This is a genomic window from Paraburkholderia phenoliruptrix (assembly GCF_047325075.1).
GTDB classification, from domain to species: Bacteria; Pseudomonadota; Gammaproteobacteria; order Burkholderiales; family Burkholderiaceae; genus Paraburkholderia; species Paraburkholderia phenoliruptrix.
In genome coordinates this window covers 3,311,673-3,327,235 of the sequence record NZ_CP168531.1, presented here as the reverse complement: position 1 = coordinate 3,327,235, position 15,563 = coordinate 3,311,673, and the positions used below count along the sequence as shown (strand labels likewise).

The 15,563-nt window shown below is 58.5% G+C and carries 13 protein-coding genes and 1 pseudogene; 3 read left to right on the top strand and 11 right to left on the bottom strand.

What is annotated here, in order from left to right; genetic code table 11:
* Positions 1–3: 3 nt before the first annotated feature.
* The 5 genes and pseudogenes from ACEN8U_RS26785 to ACEN8U_RS26765 all read right to left on the bottom strand — a co-directional run.
* Positions 4–399: a hypothetical protein gene (locus tag ACEN8U_RS26785; protein WP_413657863.1), complete on the bottom strand. Its 396-nt coding sequence runs from the start codon at positions 397–399 to the stop codon at positions 4–6.
* Entirely contained in the window at positions 396–1,058 is a 663-nt protein-coding gene (locus ACEN8U_RS26780) for a hypothetical protein (protein ID WP_413657861.1), read from the bottom strand. Before ACEN8U_RS26780 ends, ACEN8U_RS26785 begins: the two co-directional genes overlap by 4 nt.
* Positions 1,055–3,571, bottom strand: a complete 2,517-nt coding sequence (locus tag ACEN8U_RS26775) for a hypothetical protein (RefSeq protein ID WP_413657859.1) — start codon at positions 3,569–3,571, stop codon at positions 1,055–1,057. Before ACEN8U_RS26775 ends, ACEN8U_RS26780 begins: the two co-directional genes overlap by 4 nt.
* Positions 3,555–5,507, bottom strand: coding sequence for a hypothetical protein (locus tag ACEN8U_RS26770; RefSeq protein WP_413657857.1), 1,953 nt, complete (start codon positions 5,505–5,507; stop codon positions 3,555–3,557). The genes ACEN8U_RS26775 and ACEN8U_RS26770 overlap by 17 nt, the downstream gene beginning before the upstream one ends.
* 180 nt (positions 5,508–5,687) lie before the next feature.
* Positions 5,688–5,954, bottom strand: a pseudogene (locus ACEN8U_RS26765) (peptidogalycan biosysnthesis protein); the annotation flags it as partial.
* Between the two features lie 136 nt (positions 5,955–6,090).
* Here ACEN8U_RS26765 and ACEN8U_RS26760 point away from each other — a divergent pair.
* Together ACEN8U_RS26760 and glnK are read left to right on the top strand one after the other, a co-directional pair.
* On the top strand, positions 6,091–7,872 hold the full coding sequence (locus ACEN8U_RS26760) for an NAD+ synthase (RefSeq protein ID WP_310105969.1): 1,782 nt from the start codon (positions 6,091–6,093) through the stop codon (positions 7,870–7,872).
* Positions 7,873–7,986: 114 nt separating this feature from the next.
* Positions 7,987–8,325 (top strand): P-II family nitrogen regulator, encoded by a 339-nt coding sequence (glnK, locus tag ACEN8U_RS26755; protein ID WP_006048444.1) that lies wholly within the window; start codon positions 7,987–7,989, stop codon positions 8,323–8,325.
* Positions 8,326–8,502: 177 nt separating this feature from the next.
* On the opposite strand, the gene ACEN8U_RS26750 is transcribed toward glnK, so the two are convergent.
* The 5 genes from ACEN8U_RS26750 to ACEN8U_RS26730 form a co-directional block, all read right to left on the bottom strand.
* Positions 8,503–9,627 (bottom strand): porin, encoded by a 1,125-nt coding sequence (locus ACEN8U_RS26750; protein ID WP_013587572.1) that lies wholly within the window; start codon positions 9,625–9,627, stop codon positions 8,503–8,505.
* 618 nt (positions 9,628–10,245) lie between these two features.
* On the bottom strand, positions 10,246–11,025 hold the full coding sequence (locus tag ACEN8U_RS26745; RefSeq protein ID WP_013587573.1) for an ABC transporter ATP-binding protein: 780 nt from the start codon (positions 11,023–11,025) through the stop codon (positions 10,246–10,248).
* Positions 11,026–11,066: 41 nt separating this feature from the next.
* A complete protein-coding gene (locus tag ACEN8U_RS26740; RefSeq protein WP_013587574.1) occupies positions 11,067–11,780 on the bottom strand; it encodes an ABC transporter permease in 714 nt (237 codons plus the stop codon).
* Complete coding sequence (locus ACEN8U_RS26735; RefSeq protein WP_310105972.1) at positions 11,777–12,466, bottom strand: histidine ABC transporter permease HisQ; 690 nt, start codon at positions 12,464–12,466, stop codon at positions 11,777–11,779. Before ACEN8U_RS26735 ends, ACEN8U_RS26740 begins: the two co-directional genes overlap by 4 nt.
* A 318-nt stretch (positions 12,467–12,784) precedes the next feature.
* Complete coding sequence (locus ACEN8U_RS26730; protein ID WP_310105975.1) at positions 12,785–13,561, bottom strand: ABC transporter substrate-binding protein; 777 nt, start codon at positions 13,559–13,561, stop codon at positions 12,785–12,787.
* Positions 13,562–14,086: 525 nt separating this feature from the next.
* Between ACEN8U_RS26730 and ACEN8U_RS26725 the strand changes: the two genes are divergently transcribed.
* The gene (locus ACEN8U_RS26725) at positions 14,087–14,797 is read left to right on the top strand and encodes a pirin family protein (protein WP_310105978.1); all 711 of its coding nucleotides are present in this window, start codon (positions 14,087–14,089) and stop codon (positions 14,795–14,797) included.
* A gap of 221 nt (positions 14,798–15,018) precedes the next feature.
* Here ACEN8U_RS26725 and ACEN8U_RS26720 read toward each other — a convergent pair whose 3' ends face one another.
* On the bottom strand, positions 15,019–15,552 hold the full coding sequence (locus ACEN8U_RS26720; protein WP_310105980.1) for a periplasmic heavy metal sensor: 534 nt from the start codon (positions 15,550–15,552) through the stop codon (positions 15,019–15,021).
* Positions 15,553–15,563: the final 11 nt, after the last annotated feature.

The window sequence follows — 15,563 nt, the reverse complement described above, 5'->3', positions numbered from 1 at the left end:
CTGTTAAGGTCCCGATATAGGCTCTGCACGGAGTGCGATGCCGTTGTCTTCGAGGTACTGTAGACGCTTTATGGCCGCAACTTGCTCCGCCAAAGCAATTCTGAGGGTTCGGCATTCGTCCTGCAGTTCTGCCGTCAGAGATTTCTTCGAGACGCGCTTACTGTTCTTGTGTTTGCGCCACTCGTCGAGCTCATCGTCGAGGGTCTTGAACAGATTGAAGAGTTCGTCATTCGTCCCGACCGTGGACGTCGGTATTTTAAGCATCTCACAGATAGTCTTCCGTGCGGCTTTTCCGAACTGATTGACAGGAACCTGACTGAGTCTGGTCTGCGATTTCCATGTCCTCAAGCGGGCCGCATTTTCAAGCTTCTTCCCGATGGATGGCATGTTGGCGCTCAAGCTTTCTCTCCATCTTCGACGGGTGGAATGTTCGAACTTGTTCGTCTTCCGAGCGGGACCAGATTGGGTTGCCGAGTCCGAGCTTCTCTGATTCGATTCGTCAATTTCTGGATTTCGTCCTCGTAATGCCTTTTTTGTCGAACTTGTAGTGCTCGCGATTCTTGGAGCTCCTCGTTGGCAATCCGCGCCTCTTCGCGGTATTTCAGAATCTCGCGCTCCAACACGTCGATAAGATTCTGCTTCTGTTCGATGTCTGATTGCGCGTCGGACATGGCTTGCTTAGACTTAGTCTTGCCAAGTTGAGTCGACGCGGTTTGTTCAATTGCAGCAAACAACGAGCGTATCTCCTCTTTCAACTTGCTGTTGTGTGGAGCGTCTAACGTGCCACGACTAAACGAGCGAAATTTAAGGATGGCGGGGTGCTGTTGAAGTGTGTAATGGCATTGAGATTCGTGCATCCATTGCGAAAGAGCATGCATGTCTTTGGGGAAGTGGTCTAGTTGCAATTCGTCGTTTTCATCGCAGACGCAGCGGCCCTCATCGTTTCTAACCCACGGAATGCCAGCCTCAATCCACAATCTTAATATGACGAGCTTGGCTTCGATGGCTTCTCGGGCCTGCAACGCAAGAGGTGATTTCGTTTCGTTGCGTTCAGTCATTTCGGTAGCTCCGCTCTAATCGTGCTCCAACTGTCGGCGAAACGTTGGAACCGGATACGAGTGCCTTCGGCCATGGCCTTCTCCGACGCAATCACTTCCCTGAGCGTTTCGATGAGCGCCTGCGCCTGCTTGCGGAGTGCAGCCGGCAGACGCTTGTCGTTGGCGGTTTCGAGGGCGGATTCCATTTCCTCTTCGAAAATTGAGAGTCCGACTTCAGTCGAGATGGAGTGAACACACCCATTGCACATGCTTGGGCAGGCCAGTTCGATTCTCGGACGCTCGCCGTCAAAGCAGTTCGATTGCTCTTTGGTTTTGCCGGCGTCGCCAGCCATGCAGATGGTGTTTCCTTCGACCAATCGATAGCCGCGCTGCTCGAGCTCGTCCGCAATCGACTCAGCTTTCTTGGAAAGTGCAGCGTCCTTGAAGTTCTCTGGCAGAGATAGCCTTTTTAATAGCGCGTTTACCACTCGCGCGAACCCTCCTCCGAAACGGCGCTGCCCGGCGAGCAGGTCGGTAAGGATTTCTATTAGATAGAGCTTTCGTTCCTCTCTCAGCATGCTGGCGATGTTGAGTGCCTCTGTCTCATACTCGGCATAGTGAGCCTTGATACTGTCCTCTGGAAGACCATTAGCTTTGTCTCGATAGTAAGCGAGCAGACTTTCTATCGAGAAGTCCTTCATGTACTGCTGCAACGCCAGTAGTTCCGGGGAGTCGAACCTGTGCACATACAACGTCATGAATGTTCGCCTGAAAGGCATCTGCCTACCTAGGAAAATCGCGGGCTCAATGCCGGCCAGCCGAAAGAAAATCGTTGACGCTTGGCGAGCGTCAAAAATGGGGGGCTCTGAATTGAAACCTCGTTCCGTGAATCGTGGGAACTGAAAGAGCTTCTCTGTTCGAGCGATTTCCACATCGGTTTTAACAGATACTGTAGATGTGAACAGTGGTCGAGCAATTTGAAACATCTCTTCGAGAAAACTTACTGCGTCGGCAACTAGCTGATTGCACCAAGAGGTAGCGTATGCCCCGATAGATTTTTGAATATACGTCTCTATTCGATGAAACGGAATCTTGTCTGAGACTCTAACGCAGCACCCGCGATGGAGTCCGTAGGACTTTTTGGTTTTACCTGCCCCGTGGATTTCTCCAGGCCTACGACCAAGATTCGTCGCTATGTTGAAGTAAAGAGCAAACAGTGTGGTATTGACGAGTGAAGAAGCGGAGTTATCGCCATCGGGGTCGTCGCCGAATTTGCTCGCCTTGTTGACCCGAAGGGGAACTCCGGCCGTGGTGAGAATGCTGTTGGCTTTTTCGATGACCTCCACCGTAAAAGGTTTGGCAACAACCCGCTGCTCAGTAATTTTCGACTCCAGGGAATCTCTTAAGAGTCTAAGTACCTGCAGGATTGCATCCTTGTAATCATATTGCCAGCGCAACGCTTCCTTGAAGCCTGCAACGGCAATGTGGAGGGGCATGTTGGGGGTCGCATGTTGACTGGGCGCTTGTGCTGCCTGTTGCGCACCTTCCTTCGCCCATGTATCGATTTCCTGTGCCAAAGCTTCCAACGATGCAGTCGGAGCGTCGCCCAGATGCATATGGGTGGCAACTTGCGGTCCAGAAATGCTCTGAATGTGGTCTCCCGTAGCCTCCGTGTGGTCGTCGGAGGATACCGTAAGGCGCTTTTCCAATGTGCGGGCGCGGCGCTTGTCGCCAGCAGCTAATTCCCCAGCCGCTTTGGGAAACGGGTGAAATCGAATGCTATCGAATCCGTCCCCTAACAACGCTAGCCTGTTGATAGTAGTCATCGTCATTAGATGCTCTTTTCTAGTAGGGCCGGCGCGGGTAGGCCTGTCGAAGGTTTTAAAAGCGGGCATTTTCTTCGTGACCGTGGCCGTGCGAAACCAACGTGGAATATCGTTTCCATTAATTGGTAATCCTATCTTAAAAGATAGGGACTCGGGAGAGAACGCCCACGTTACGTCGGTACGTTGTGTAGCGATTTCGAAAAGACGGTCTGGATTTTGCAGGATGTTTGTCGCTTCCTGAAGGAGCGCCTGCTGATACTGCATCAAGTCCCACCACCCTTGTTCGGAGACTTCCGCAGACAACTGTTGAACGTCTTCACGGCCGAGTTCAGCCAGCCAGGTGAAGCCACGCCGGAACATCCAGCAGTAAATGAGAGTTGAGAGCCTTATGGTATCGGTGAAAGCTTGTGCGGGTCCGCCTTCATTGCCTTTGAGTGCGGAGTTGGCTGCATACAGCATAGGTGGAAACAAATGAGGAAAGTCCTCTAGCCTGTGGATACCTGTGTGAATGCCTACGCCGCCAGTTGCGTTCACTAGGAATGCTCGCGTATCAAATTCGCGGACCTTTGAGCCTCGAAACTTGATGCTCTCGGAAACGTCAATCCGTATGATTTTGTCATCGAAGTCACTGAGGAATCTCCAGCTTTTTTCTTCGTCCGGTAACGTTGTCGGTGAAGGTGCCGTGATTTGTTTAGCTTGATTTCGCATATCCTGCCTCAAAGCGCTTAAGTTCTTGAGCGAGGGGGCCGATGGCAACGACTTGGTAAAGGGCGCAGCAGAAGACAATGCGAGGTAGGTGTCTCGCGACAAACCTCTCGTGTCCCGCCTGCACTAGGGCGGGCAAGTTCCGAGTGTAGAGTCGGTATTGCAATGCGATATGCGCTATCTCTGGCTTGCCGATTCGGAAAGGCATTTTGCCGAAGGAATCTACCCAACGGTCTGCGACGCAGTCGACTCCCTTGTCTTCAAGCGTGCTCGGAGGGAAGAGGAGGAGATTATTCTTCTTCACTCGTGCTAGCTGTTTGGCATCAAGCTTATCCTTGCGGCCAGTTGCATAAAAAACGCAATCGGAGAGCAGCGTCACGTACTTCAGCAGGTTAGCTTCTCCAAGTAGACGTATGATTGTGCTGTTTAGATACACAGTGGTTACGTCTGCCGCGGCATGTCCCAAGAAAAGTTGCGTCTGGACAATGTCTCTACCAGTCGCCAAATATCGAGTGTGCGCGGCGCGATGTCTCAAGTCTGAAAACGAGAACTCTTCGAGTCCAGTCAACCGGCAAAACTTTTTCAAATACTCGGGTAGCTTGCCAACATCAAAAAGGAAGGTTGGGGAGTTCCGTATGGCGAATCGCATCGACACAAAAATCGAATTGGACTTGGGTTTAAAGTTATCGTCGATGTTTCGTCTGTGCTGCATTAACAGCTCAAGGGCATGCACACAGAGGGGGTCGGTTACTTTCTTTGGTGGCAGTGTGGAGAATCCTTCCTCCAGTTCGTCCTCTTCCTCATCGTCCGGCAAATCATTATCATCGGCTTCTGGTAAATCTGTTAGTGCCGCCTTCTGAATCTGACCGGTTTTATGTTTCACCCCTTGAATTGTATATCCTGAGTCATCTTCGATAATGTTCTCAAGATTAACGGTCATTAATGTGGCCCAATTCCAGCCGATATTATCCAAAAGAAGAATGACGCAAGCGGTTACCACTGTTCTCGGTAAGTAATGCCTGGAGAGCAGCATCGAAGTAGTCTCTTGCCTCAGGCAGTTTGGCAGCGACCAAAACTGGTTGAGCTTCTCAGGAAATATTGCTGGGATTCGATGTCCTTGATGGGATTTCGCCTTATCGATGACGTAGGTGTGGAGATGTAGTAAATCTTCCGGGGAAATTTGTCCCCAAAAATTTCTTCTCGGCAGACTTCCTCGCGCTACGGCATATCTAATGCGCGTGGGAATCGATTTGGGCAATTCGGTGTTACTGAGCCGTTCGAGGTGCTCGACCAGTTTGTCGTGCCGCGTGATTATCTGTTCACAGACGGCTCGTGTTTCGGCAACTGATTTTTGAAGAATCGCTTTTGCTTTTTCATCGCGCTCAGCTAGGTCGTCGAAATCAATCGAAGTCAGTTCTTTTGCGAGAAAATTTTCATCGAAAATGTCGTTGACATAGACGTCATGCTCGGGGGCTTTAGTTCGGCGCACTTCTTTGTGTCTGCTCGAGAGCTTAATGTTTTTTATAAGCTCTCCGTCCGCGAGGGGAGTCCGGCACTGCACAAGGAAGTGTCTGATATTTCCAATATCGCTTGATTGGGTTATCCCGCCATAACCGTCTAAGACATCGTCGAGATGAGAAAGCAGCTTTGAGAGGTCACGTGGGAATAACTTGGCGGTAGTCGTGTTGAAAATATGTTTGGCGACCGGGTCGTGAGCAGCTCCATTCAGCAACCGGACGAGCTTATAACTCCGAAGGTACGAAATCGGGCACTCCGAACTCGCGAGCATCTCTTCGAGAAGTCCGCCTCGTCGATAACCCGTGCCAACCAAATCTAAAGTTCTGATTACTGGAGTTTCGACATCGCCACGGGTCCGGATGCACGACAGCTTGAGCGTGCGTTTCGACCATACATGTGTGGTTTGTTCGACGGAGTCCACGACGCTTCCCTCCACCGGTTTGGGGTGTGGCGGGCGTGAGAAGAGGCTATACGTGCAGCAGTCCGATTCCTAACGTGCCTTACCCGCTAGATGCAGCGTAGGAGATGGAAAGGACATAAAAAATAAGGGTTTACCGGTGGTCGGTCAGTCAGTCGAAGCTTCGGCGCGACATAACATGCCGTACTCGCCGTACGAGTGGCCCTTCAGATAAACCGGCGCCGCCGCCGCGAGCTTGCCCGTGAGCGGGTCCGTCAGCGTGACGAATTGCGGTGCCCAGCCGGTGTCCGCGACCGCGCAACGCGTGGCATGCAGCGCGCTCAGGAACTCGTGCCGCAAGAACGGCGTGGGTTGCGGCTGCCGCGCGAGGAGGGCGTTCCATTCGGCGGCGTCCACCTCGGAGGGCGACGCCAGAATGCCCGTGCGATAATCAAAGCGTTCCTGATTCAATCTGTGTGACTGTTCCAATGAGCGACGCGGTCCGTCAAGCACGTACTGCGTCGTTCGTTTATCCGAGTTGTCCGTTCCGTCGAGCCAATAACACGCCGCGTGACGCGCAAGCTCCCGCTTGCCCGTCGATCCTGCCATGAAGACACGAATCGCTCTTGCTCAAATCAATGTCACCGTCGGCGACTTCGCCGGCAACGTCGCGAAGATCGTCGCTGCCGCGCGTGACGCGCACCATGCCGGCGCAAAACTGCTGATCGCGCCCGAACTCGCGCTGTCCGGCTATCCGCCCGAAGACCTGCTGCTGCGCCCCGCGTTCTACACCGCAAGCGCCGCGGCGCTCGCGGACCTCGCCGCGCAGTTGAAGCAATTTGCGGGGCTGCATGTGATCGTCGGCCATCCGCTGCGTGATGATGCAAACGGCGCGGCGAACAGCGGTGCAAACGGCGGTGCAAACGGCGGGGCGAACCAGGGTCATGGTAATGCAAACAGGCCGATCGAGCGCGGCCTGCCGCCGGTCGACACGTTCAACGCGGCCTCGCTGCTCGTCGACGGCAGGATTGCGGGCACTTATCGCAAGCAGGATCTGCCCAACACCGAGGTGTTCGACGAGAAACGCTACTTCGCGTCCGACCCGCAGCCGTTCGTGTTCGAACTCGACGGCGTGAAGTACGGCGTGGTGATCTGCGAAGACGCGTGGCATGCGTCGGCCGCGCAAATGGCGAAAGCGGCGGGCGCACAAGTGCTGCTTATTCCGAACGGCTCGCCCTTCCACCTGAACAAGGAGGCGGTACGCTTCGACATTCTGCGCGCGCGGATTCGCGAAACCGGGCTGCCCATGGTCTACGTGAACATGGTCGGCGCGCAGGACGAACTGGTGTTCGACGGCGGCTCCTTCGTGCTCGACGCGCAAGGCGAACTCGTCGCGAAGATGGCGCAGTTCCAAGAAGCGACCGCGTTTGTCGACTTCGACAACGGCGCGCCGGTGCGCGGTGAGGCCGACGGCGTAGCGAACGCGGGCAGCGGAGTGAGCAGCGCAATCGCGCCCGAGCTTTCGCTCGAGGCACAGGTCTACGCGGCGCTCGTCATGGGCGTGCGCGACTACGTGAACAAAAACGGCTTTCCTGGCGCGATCATCGGGCTTTCGGGCGGCGTGGACTCGGCGCTGGTGCTGGCCGTCGCGTGCGATGCGCTCGGCGCGGAGCGCGTGCGCGCGGTGATGATGCCCTCGCGCTACACGGCCGACATCTCTACCACCGACGCAGCCGACATGGCCCGCCGCGTGGGCGTGCGCTACGACGAAATCGCGATTGCGCCGATGTTCGACGCATTCCGCAGCTCGCTCGCGCAGGAATTCGAAGGACGCCCGGAAGACGCCACCGAGGAGAACATCCAGGCGCGCATTCGCGGCACGCTGCTGATGGCGCTGTCGAACAAGTTCGGCTCGATCGTGCTCACCACCGGCAACAAGAGCGAGATGGCGGTCGGCTACTGCACCCTCTACGGCGACATGGCGGGCGGCTTCGCGGTGATCAAGGACATTGCGAAGACGCTGGTTTATCGCCTGTGCCATTACCGGAATCAGGCTGCGAGCTTCGAGAAGCAGGACGTGATTCCCGAGCGCATTCTGACGCGCGCGCCGTCCGCGGAATTGCGCGAAAACCAGACCGATCAGGACAGCCTGCCGCCCTATGACGTGCTCGACGCGATCATGCGCATGTACATGGAAGAGGACCGCTCGCTCGCCGAAATCGTCGCGGCCGGTTACGCGGCCGAAGACGTGAAGCGCGTCACGCGGCTCATCAAGATCAACGAGTACAAGCGCCGCCAGGCGCCGATCGGCATTCGCGTCACGCATCGCGCGTTCGGCCGCGACTGGCGTTATCCGATCACGTCACGCTACACCGAACCGGTGGCGTGAGCCGTCGCGGCGGCGCGCCGATGCGCGCCGGACTGCCTCAATGCATCCGGCGCGGCGTAGAATAAAAATCATCCCCTTTCCTTTCACTCTTCCAGTCACGAGACGAGGTTCGCCATGAAGCGCATCACCGCAGTCATCAAACCGTTCAAACTCGACGAAGTGCGCGAGGCGCTCGCAGAAGTCGGCCTCACGGGCCTGACCGTCACCGAAGTCAAAGGCTTCGGCCGGCAGAAAGGCCATACCGAGCTCTATCGTGGTGCAGAGTATGTGGTCGACTTCCTGCCGAAAGTGAAGATCGAAGTGGTGGTGGCGGACAACCAGTGCGATCAGGTGATCGACGCGATCATCGGCGCGGCGCGCACCGGCAAGATCGGCGACGGCAAGATTTTTGTCGCGGACGTGGAGCGGGTGATCCGCATCCGCACCGGCGAGGAAAACGAGGCGGCGGTCTAAGTCATTCGCGCACCGAAGCGGTGCGCCGGCGCATCGCACAACTCGCGCGCCAATAAAAAACGGTGCGATACCCTTGCGGACATCGCACCGATACGCGCCTCTCGCAGCAGCGTGAAAAAGATTCTCTTGAAGACCATCTAAGCCCCGAAGGCAATGCCCTCGGGGAACACCGTTTGATCAGAACGAGTGTTGAATACCTGCGTACACGCCAGTCTGGCTGTGGCCCGGCAGCGGGTTCTCGTTGTAGGAGACCGTGCCGTCCGAGGCGGTGATGTTGCCGCCGTTGCCTGCGTTGTTGGCGTCCAGACCGAAGTTGGCCGTCTTGCTGTTACGCACGGTTGCGATCTGGATGTCGAGCAGCGTGCGCTTCGACAGGTTGTACGAACCGCCGATCGTGTAGATCGTTGCGTTACCGCCGCCCTTGTTCGCATTCACGTGGTAGACCGCCGCGATCAGTGCAGCAGCCGGCGTGGCTTGCCACGTCACACCGCCCCATTCGTGATCGAGCGACGTCGGCGAGGTGCCTGCCGCGCTGGCAGCCGACGACGTACGCACGGCCTGGTACGCGCCCTGGACCTTGAACTGGCCGAGGAACACGTTGAAGGCAGCCGTGTATTCACGCGATGCGGTGAACGGGTTCGTGAAGTTGCCGTTTGCCGAGTTGCGGATTTCGTCGTACATGCCGCGAACCTGGAACAGCGACGAGGTGTACGTCAGTTGCAGGCCGGCTTCACGGCCTTGCGGCGTCGTGCCGTTACCGTTCCAGTTCGTCGCGTTCGACAGCGCGTACTGGCCGTACACGTCAAAGCCGTAGAACTTCGGCGACTGGTAAGCAATGTTGTTGCTCGATTGCGGCCAGTTGCGGCCACGCACCAGCGATGCCGACGACCAGTTCGATTGACCGAACGGGTCGAAGTCCCACACGCCGTTCGAGATGAAGAGCATGCGGCCCATCGTCAACGTACCGTATGCGCTGTTCGACAGACCGACCGTTGCCCAGCGATTGAAGAGACCGCCGCCGCCAGGACCCTGGCCGTTCATCGTGTTGAACGAGCCTTCCAACTGGAACAGGACCTTGTTGCCGCCACCGATGTCCTCGACGCCCTTCATACCCCACAGGCTGGTGCCCCAGTCACCGCTTTCCGCGCGGAAGCGGGAGGTCGAACCGGTATAGTTGGCGTTCGGCAGCCCGCTGATGTATTCGAGACCTGCGTCCAGGCGGCCATACAGCGTCACGCTGCTTTGAGCATGCGCAACAACACCGGCCGACATCAGCGCAGCGGCGAGCAAAGCTTTCTTCATCTTCTCCTCCATACCCTGTCAAAAAGTGAAACCCAGTACTGCGAATGGTGTTCGGACGCGAGCCGCGCCGAACAGAAATCGGTACCAGGGAGATTAGCGGGCGGATTGGTCTCCTGTCCTGACCTGCAGCCTTGGGGCTGTCTGGTGGTCATGCCGATCCCTCGCCGACCGGTTCTCCTCTGTGCTTTGAAGTAAAACTACTTTTAATGAACTTAGTTTTGCTACTTTGGTTACTAATTTATCAAAAATAGACTTGAGTGTGAGAAGAAATTAGTACCGGCGTTGACCTGTGTCTCCAAATTGCAATACCGATGTGCGCAAAGACCCGTTGCACAGTTCGCCAAAACGGCGAAACCCCTTATACGACAAGGGAATCACGGATCGCGCGCAGCAAGATTAAGGATTGCCACTATTGACGCTTGCGATACGGCAGGTTAGGGCGCAAAAGGCGGCCTGAGAGGCCTATGGGAGGGGCTTCGGCGCGCCGAAACGCAGCGATTACACAGTTGACCGAAATAAAAAAGGCGCTCGTAAGCGCCTTGTAAAATTACTTCGACTACAACCCGTTATCAAGATACGTGGACGAATCTCAAATACCAGGTTGTGCGATAGGTTGTGCTATTTGAGACTGCCGGAAAGGAACTGCTTCAGGCGCTCGCTGCGAGTGTTTCTGAACACCTCGTCGGGGTGGCCTTCTTCTTCCACGCGGCCTTGATGCAGGAACATCACGTGGTTCGACACGTTGCGCGCAAACGCCATTTCGTGCGTGACGACGATCATCGTGCGGCCTTCCTCGGCGAGCGTCTGCATGACCTTCAGCACTTCGCCGACGAGTTCCGGATCGAGCGCGGAGGTCGGTTCGTCGAACAGCATGACGTCGGGGTGCATGGCGAGCGCGCGGGCGATCGCCACGCGCTGCTGCTGGCCGCCCGACAGATGTGACGGATACTGCTTTTCCAGACGCGGCGCGAGGCCGACTTTTTCCAGGTACTCGCGCGCGCGGTCTTCCGCTTCCTTGCGCTTGAGACCGAGCACATTGACGGGCGCCTCGACGATGTTCTCGAGCACGTTCATGTGCGACCACAGGTTGAAGTGCTGAAACACCATCGACAGTTTGGTCCGCACGCGCTGCAGTTGCTTCGGGTCGGACACGCGCAGCGCGCCGTTCTTCGCGATCTGCGTGCGGACTTCTTCGCCGTCCACGAAGATGCGCCCGGCGTTCGGCTGTTCGAGGAAGTTGATGCAGCGGAGCATCGTGCTCTTGCCCGAACCGGACGAGCCGATCACGCTGATGACGTCGCCAGCGTTCGCCTTCAGCGAAACGCCCTTGAGGACTTCATTGTCGCCATATTGTTTATGAAGCTCGTCGACGAAAAGCTTTTGCTTCGTGTTGTTCATCAGAATCCTTGGGCGTGCTTACGTGCTGGGCGCGGGCCCGGTTATTTGCCTTGCGGCCGCAGGTAAGCGAGCCAGCGGCGCTCCGCGCGGCGGAACAGCCACACGAGCGCGAAAGAAATGCACAGATAGAGCAGGGCGGCAATGCCGAATGCATTGAACGACTGATACGTTGCCGAGTTCACGTCGCGCGCGATCTTCAGAATGTCCGGCACGGTCGCAGTGAAAGCGACGGTCGTGGCGTGCAGCATCAGGATCACTTCGTTGCTGTAGTACGGCAACGCGCGGCGCAGCGCCGACGGCAGAATCACGCGCCGGTAGAGCGTGAACGACGACATGCCGTACGCGCGCGCCGCTTCGATTTCGCCATACGGCGTCGCCTTGATCGCGCCGGCGAAAATTTCGGTGGTGTACGCGCAGGTGTTCAGCGTGAAGGCGAGCAGCGTGCAATGCATGCCGTCGCGGAAGAACGCGTTGGTCAGCTCGTGATTGCGGACGATTTCGAGGCTGTACAAGCCCGTGTAACACAGCAGCAACTGCACATAAAGCGGCGTGCCGCGGAAGATGTAGGTGTAGAGCCACACGAGACCCGCGAGCCATTTCTTCTTCGAGACGCGCGCCACGGCGAGCGGAATGGACAGGCAAAAGCCGAGGCCGATCGACACGACGAGCAGCCACAACGTAATGGCGAGGCCCGTGAAGCGGTAACCGTCCGTGTAGAGATAGTTGCGCCAGTATTCCTGAATGATCTCGATCATAGATCCGCCTTTCGCACGCCGGTCGAGTAACGCTTTTCGAGGTACATCAGCACGAAGTTCGACACTGTGGTGATGACGAGGTAGATCGCGCCCGCAAGCAGGGTAAAGAAGAAAAACCGCAGGGTCCCTTTGCCCGCGTCCTGCGAAGCCTTGACCACATCCGCGAGACCGATGATCGACACGAGCGCCGTGGCCTTCACCATCACCTGCCAGTTATTGCCGATGCCGGGCAGCGCGAAGCGCATCATCTGCGGGAACATGATGCGCGAGAACACCTGCCAGCTCGTCATGCCGTAGGCCGCGCCGGCTTCGAGCTGGCCGCGCGGCACGGCGAGAAACGCGCCGCGGAAGGTCTCGGTGAAATACGCGCCGTAGATGAAGCCGAGCACCGCGACGCCGGCCACGAACGGGTCGATGTCGATCTGATCCCAGGCGAGCATGTCGGTCAGATCGTTGAGCCAGATCTGGATGCTGTAGAAGAGCAGCAGCATCAGCACGAGGTCGGGCACGCCACGCACGAGCGTCGTGTAGACGGTACCGGCGCCGTACGACAGACGGTTCTTCGACAGTTTCGCCGCCGCGCCGAGCAGGCCCAGCAGGAAAGCGAGCGCCAGCGATAACACCGCCAGCTTGACGGTTTGCCAGGTGCCGTTGAGAAGCAGCGGGCCGTAGCCTTGAAGGAACATAGGGGGTCCTTGACGATGCGTTTGCGGCACACCGCGAAAGACGCGGGCGGCCTGACGCCGCAAGTACCGCGAGCATGGCTCGACGTGATCCGCGGCGCACAGCGCACCGCTGTGCAAATCATGACTGCATGGCCGTTGCCGGACCTGCAGCGCGCTTTTCGACTCTCTTTGAAACCAGACCGACTGTATTACGAAGCCCCGGACACGCCCATGCGGGCGAGCCCCGAGTCTCCTTTTTGCTGCATTCGACGGGAGCCCTCAGTCAGGTCCCTTGGCGGGTGCGCGAGACGGCGGCCGCGCGACGCGTACCCGCAGCGCTCAGTGTTCGGGATAGATCGCGAAGTCGAAGTACTGCTTTTCGAGCTTCCTGAACGTGCCGTCCTGATGAACCTGCGCGAGCGCCTTGTTGAACATCGCCTTCAGTTCGGCATCGTCCTTGCGCAGACCGATGGCCGTGCCTTCGCCGATGGTCTTCGGGTCCTTCACTTCCGGGCCGGCCCAGGCAAAGCCCTTGCCGCGCGGCGTTTTCAGAAACCCGGCGTCGGCCTGGAGTTCGTCCTGCAGCGCGGCGTCGAGCCGGCCGGAGGTGAGGTCGGCGTAGACCTGGTCCTGATTCTGATAGGGCACGACGGTCACGCCCTTCGGTTCCCAATACGCCTTGGCGTACGCTTCCTGGGTCGTGCCTTGCTCGACGCCGACGCGTTTGCCCTTCAGCGAGTCAGCGGTGGGCAGAAGCGGCGAGCCGGTTCTGGCAATCATGCGGGCGGGGGCGTCGAACAGCTTGTCGGAGAAATCGATCTGCTCGCGCCGCTTGTCCGTGACGGTCAGCGACGACACGATCGCGTCGAACTTCTTGCCCTTCAGCGCCGGGATGATGCCGTCGAAATCCTGCTCCACCCACACGCACTTGACGTTCATTCTTGCGCACAGCGCGCGGGTCAGATCGACGTCGAAGCCGACCAGCTGGCCGCTGGCCGCCTTCGACTCGAACGGCGGATAGCTGGCGTCAACCCCGATGCGTACGGTTTTCCATTCTTTGGCCATGGCGCCGGTGGCCATGACGGCGAGCGCTACGCACAGTGCGAGCTTCTTCATGTTTCTCCTGGGTCAAACTGATCGGCCTCGCGTCCGATCCCGACTGAGCCTGGCTTGTGGCCGGCCGTCGCTATTCTAGGCGGTCAAAATTCCCGCGCCGCCGCGCTTTTTTGCCTGCGGTTGGCCCGGTGTCGGCCTGACGTTGCCCCGCTGTTGGCTTGGTGCGGGCCTCGCGTGGGCCTCGCGTTGGACCCGCGTTGGCATTGCGTTGGCCTGCTCTCGGCGCGGTGTCCGGCTGTGCCGGACGCGCCTTGCGCCACGCCAAGCGTAGAAAAGCGCGGTATTTTACCCGAAGAGGGACCGGGCGCCAGTGCGCGATGCCCGCCGCGCCCGCCCCGTGCTGCGGGCGTTGCGTATGCGCGACGCATCCCTGCGCCGCCGCGCTCAGCGGTGCCACGGTTGGGCCGGCAGGGTCGTGTCGGATTACGCGGATTGACGAAACGATCCGGTGCGCTTGCGCCCGATTGTCCGGCGCGCGGCGAGCCCATACATTCTCGTTATCGCCAATTTGACCGGGAGTACGTCATGATCGAAATTCGCCGCTCCGCAGAACGGGGTCACGCCAACCACGGCTGGCTCGACTCGTATCACAGCTTTTCGTTTGCCGATTACCGCGACCCCGAGCACGTCCATTTCGGGCCGCTGCGGGTGATCAACGAAGACCGCATCGCGGGCGGGCAGGGTTTCGGCACGCACGGACACCGCGACATGGAGATCGTCACGTACGTGCTGGAAGGGGCGCTCGCGCACCGCGACAGCATGGGCAACGGCTCGACCATCCGTCCTGGCGACGTGCAGCGCATGAGCGCCGGCACGGGCGTGATGCACAGCGAGTTCAACGCGTCGCCGGACGAAGAGGCGCATTTGCTGCAGATCTGGGTGATTCCGCGCCGCGCGGGCGATCAGCCGGGCTACGAGGAAAAGCGCTTCGACGCCGCGGACAAGCGCGGCCGTCTGCGCGTCGTCGCCTCGCCCGACGGCCGCGACGGCTCGGTGACGATTCATGCGGACGCGTCGATTTACGCCGCGCTCATCGACGGTGCGGAAACGGCCAGCTTCGCGGTGCCTGACGGACGGCTCGTCTACGTGCACGTGGCGCGCGGTTCGCTGACGGTGAACGGCAAGGTGTTGCAGGCCGGCGACGCCGCCAAGCTCAGCGACACGGACACGGTGACGCTGGAACAGGGCAATCAAGCCGAAGTGCTGCTCTTCGACCTGGGCCGGCTGGATGGCTGAAGCGGGGCCGTTGTGCGGCGCCTCCCGACAGATGGTTGAGCACACAACGAGTCCGCAGCCGCCGCGCAGTCCACACAACGGGAGGAACTGACAGCGGCGCTGCCTTTATATAGAGAACAGAGGAAGAAAACGCACGCCACGGGATCGCAAGGTTCCCGTGGCGTTTCTGCTTTTACAGCCGCAAGCCGCAAGCCGCAAGCCGCCGTGTCCGCGGCAGGGGCTTACTGGTTCGCAGCCGGCGCCGACGCCGCGCCGCGATGTTCCTGCCAGCGCTCGCGCATCTTCTCGTGACGCGCTTCCATCTTCGCAAAGCGCTGCTTCAGCGCGGTGCTGACGGTGGTCTTCTGCTGATCGTTCAGGCTGTTGTAGAACTTGAGCCAGGCGTCCGTGGTTTGCTGGCGCAGTTGCGCGTCTTTCTGCTCGATCTGCTGATGAGCCGCGGCCATCGCGTTGAGATCCAGAATCGGCTGTTGCTGCGCGGCCTTGAACTGGCTCTTCATTTGCTCGTGGTTGGTCCGCATTGCCTCATGGTTTTGCTTCATGGTGTCGAGCGCGGCTTGCCACTGCTTTTCCTGGTCTGCGTTCAACTTCAGCTGGTCGTGCAGCTGCGTGAGCTCTTTCATGAAGTGGCCGTGCCAGCCGCCGGGGCCGCCGTGCGCCTCGTGAGCAGGTTGGGCGGCGTAGGCCGCGCCCGCGCCGATGGCGAGAGCGGTGGCGGCAACGGCGAGAGCGCGCGAGATTTTTTGGGTGGACATGTAAGGCTCCT

Excerpts from the sequence above, each read along its gene's own strand:
- ACEN8U_RS26780 (WP_413657861.1), bottom strand. The coding sequence starts at position 1,058 with ATGACTGAACGCAACGAAACGAAATCACCTCTTGCGTTGCAGGCCCGA.
- ACEN8U_RS26775 (WP_413657859.1), bottom strand. The coding sequence starts at position 3,571 with ATGCGAAATCAAGCTAAACAAATCACGGCACCTTCACCGACAACGTTA.
- ACEN8U_RS26760 (WP_310105969.1), top strand. The coding sequence starts at position 6,091 with ATGAAGACACGAATCGCTCTTGCTCAAATCAATGTCACCGTCGGCGAC.
- glnK (WP_006048444.1), top strand. The coding sequence starts at position 7,987 with ATGAAGCGCATCACCGCAGTCATCAAACCGTTCAAACTCGACGAAGTG.
- ACEN8U_RS26750 (WP_013587572.1), bottom strand. The coding sequence starts at position 9,627 with ATGAAGAAAGCTTTGCTCGCCGCTGCGCTGATGTCGGCCGGTGTTGTT.
- ACEN8U_RS26745 (WP_013587573.1), bottom strand. The coding sequence starts at position 11,025 with ATGAACAACACGAAGCAAAAGCTTTTCGTCGACGAGCTTCATAAACAA.
- ACEN8U_RS26740 (WP_013587574.1), bottom strand. The coding sequence starts at position 11,780 with ATGATCGAGATCATTCAGGAATACTGGCGCAACTATCTCTACACGGAC.
- ACEN8U_RS26735 (WP_310105972.1), bottom strand. The coding sequence starts at position 12,466 with ATGTTCCTTCAAGGCTACGGCCCGCTGCTTCTCAACGGCACCTGGCAA.
- ACEN8U_RS26730 (WP_310105975.1), bottom strand. The coding sequence starts at position 13,561 with ATGAAGAAGCTCGCACTGTGCGTAGCGCTCGCCGTCATGGCCACCGGC.
- ACEN8U_RS26725 (WP_310105978.1), top strand. The coding sequence starts at position 14,087 with ATGATCGAAATTCGCCGCTCCGCAGAACGGGGTCACGCCAACCACGGC.
- ACEN8U_RS26720 (WP_310105980.1), bottom strand. The coding sequence starts at position 15,552 with ATGTCCACCCAAAAAATCTCGCGCGCTCTCGCCGTTGCCGCCACCGCT.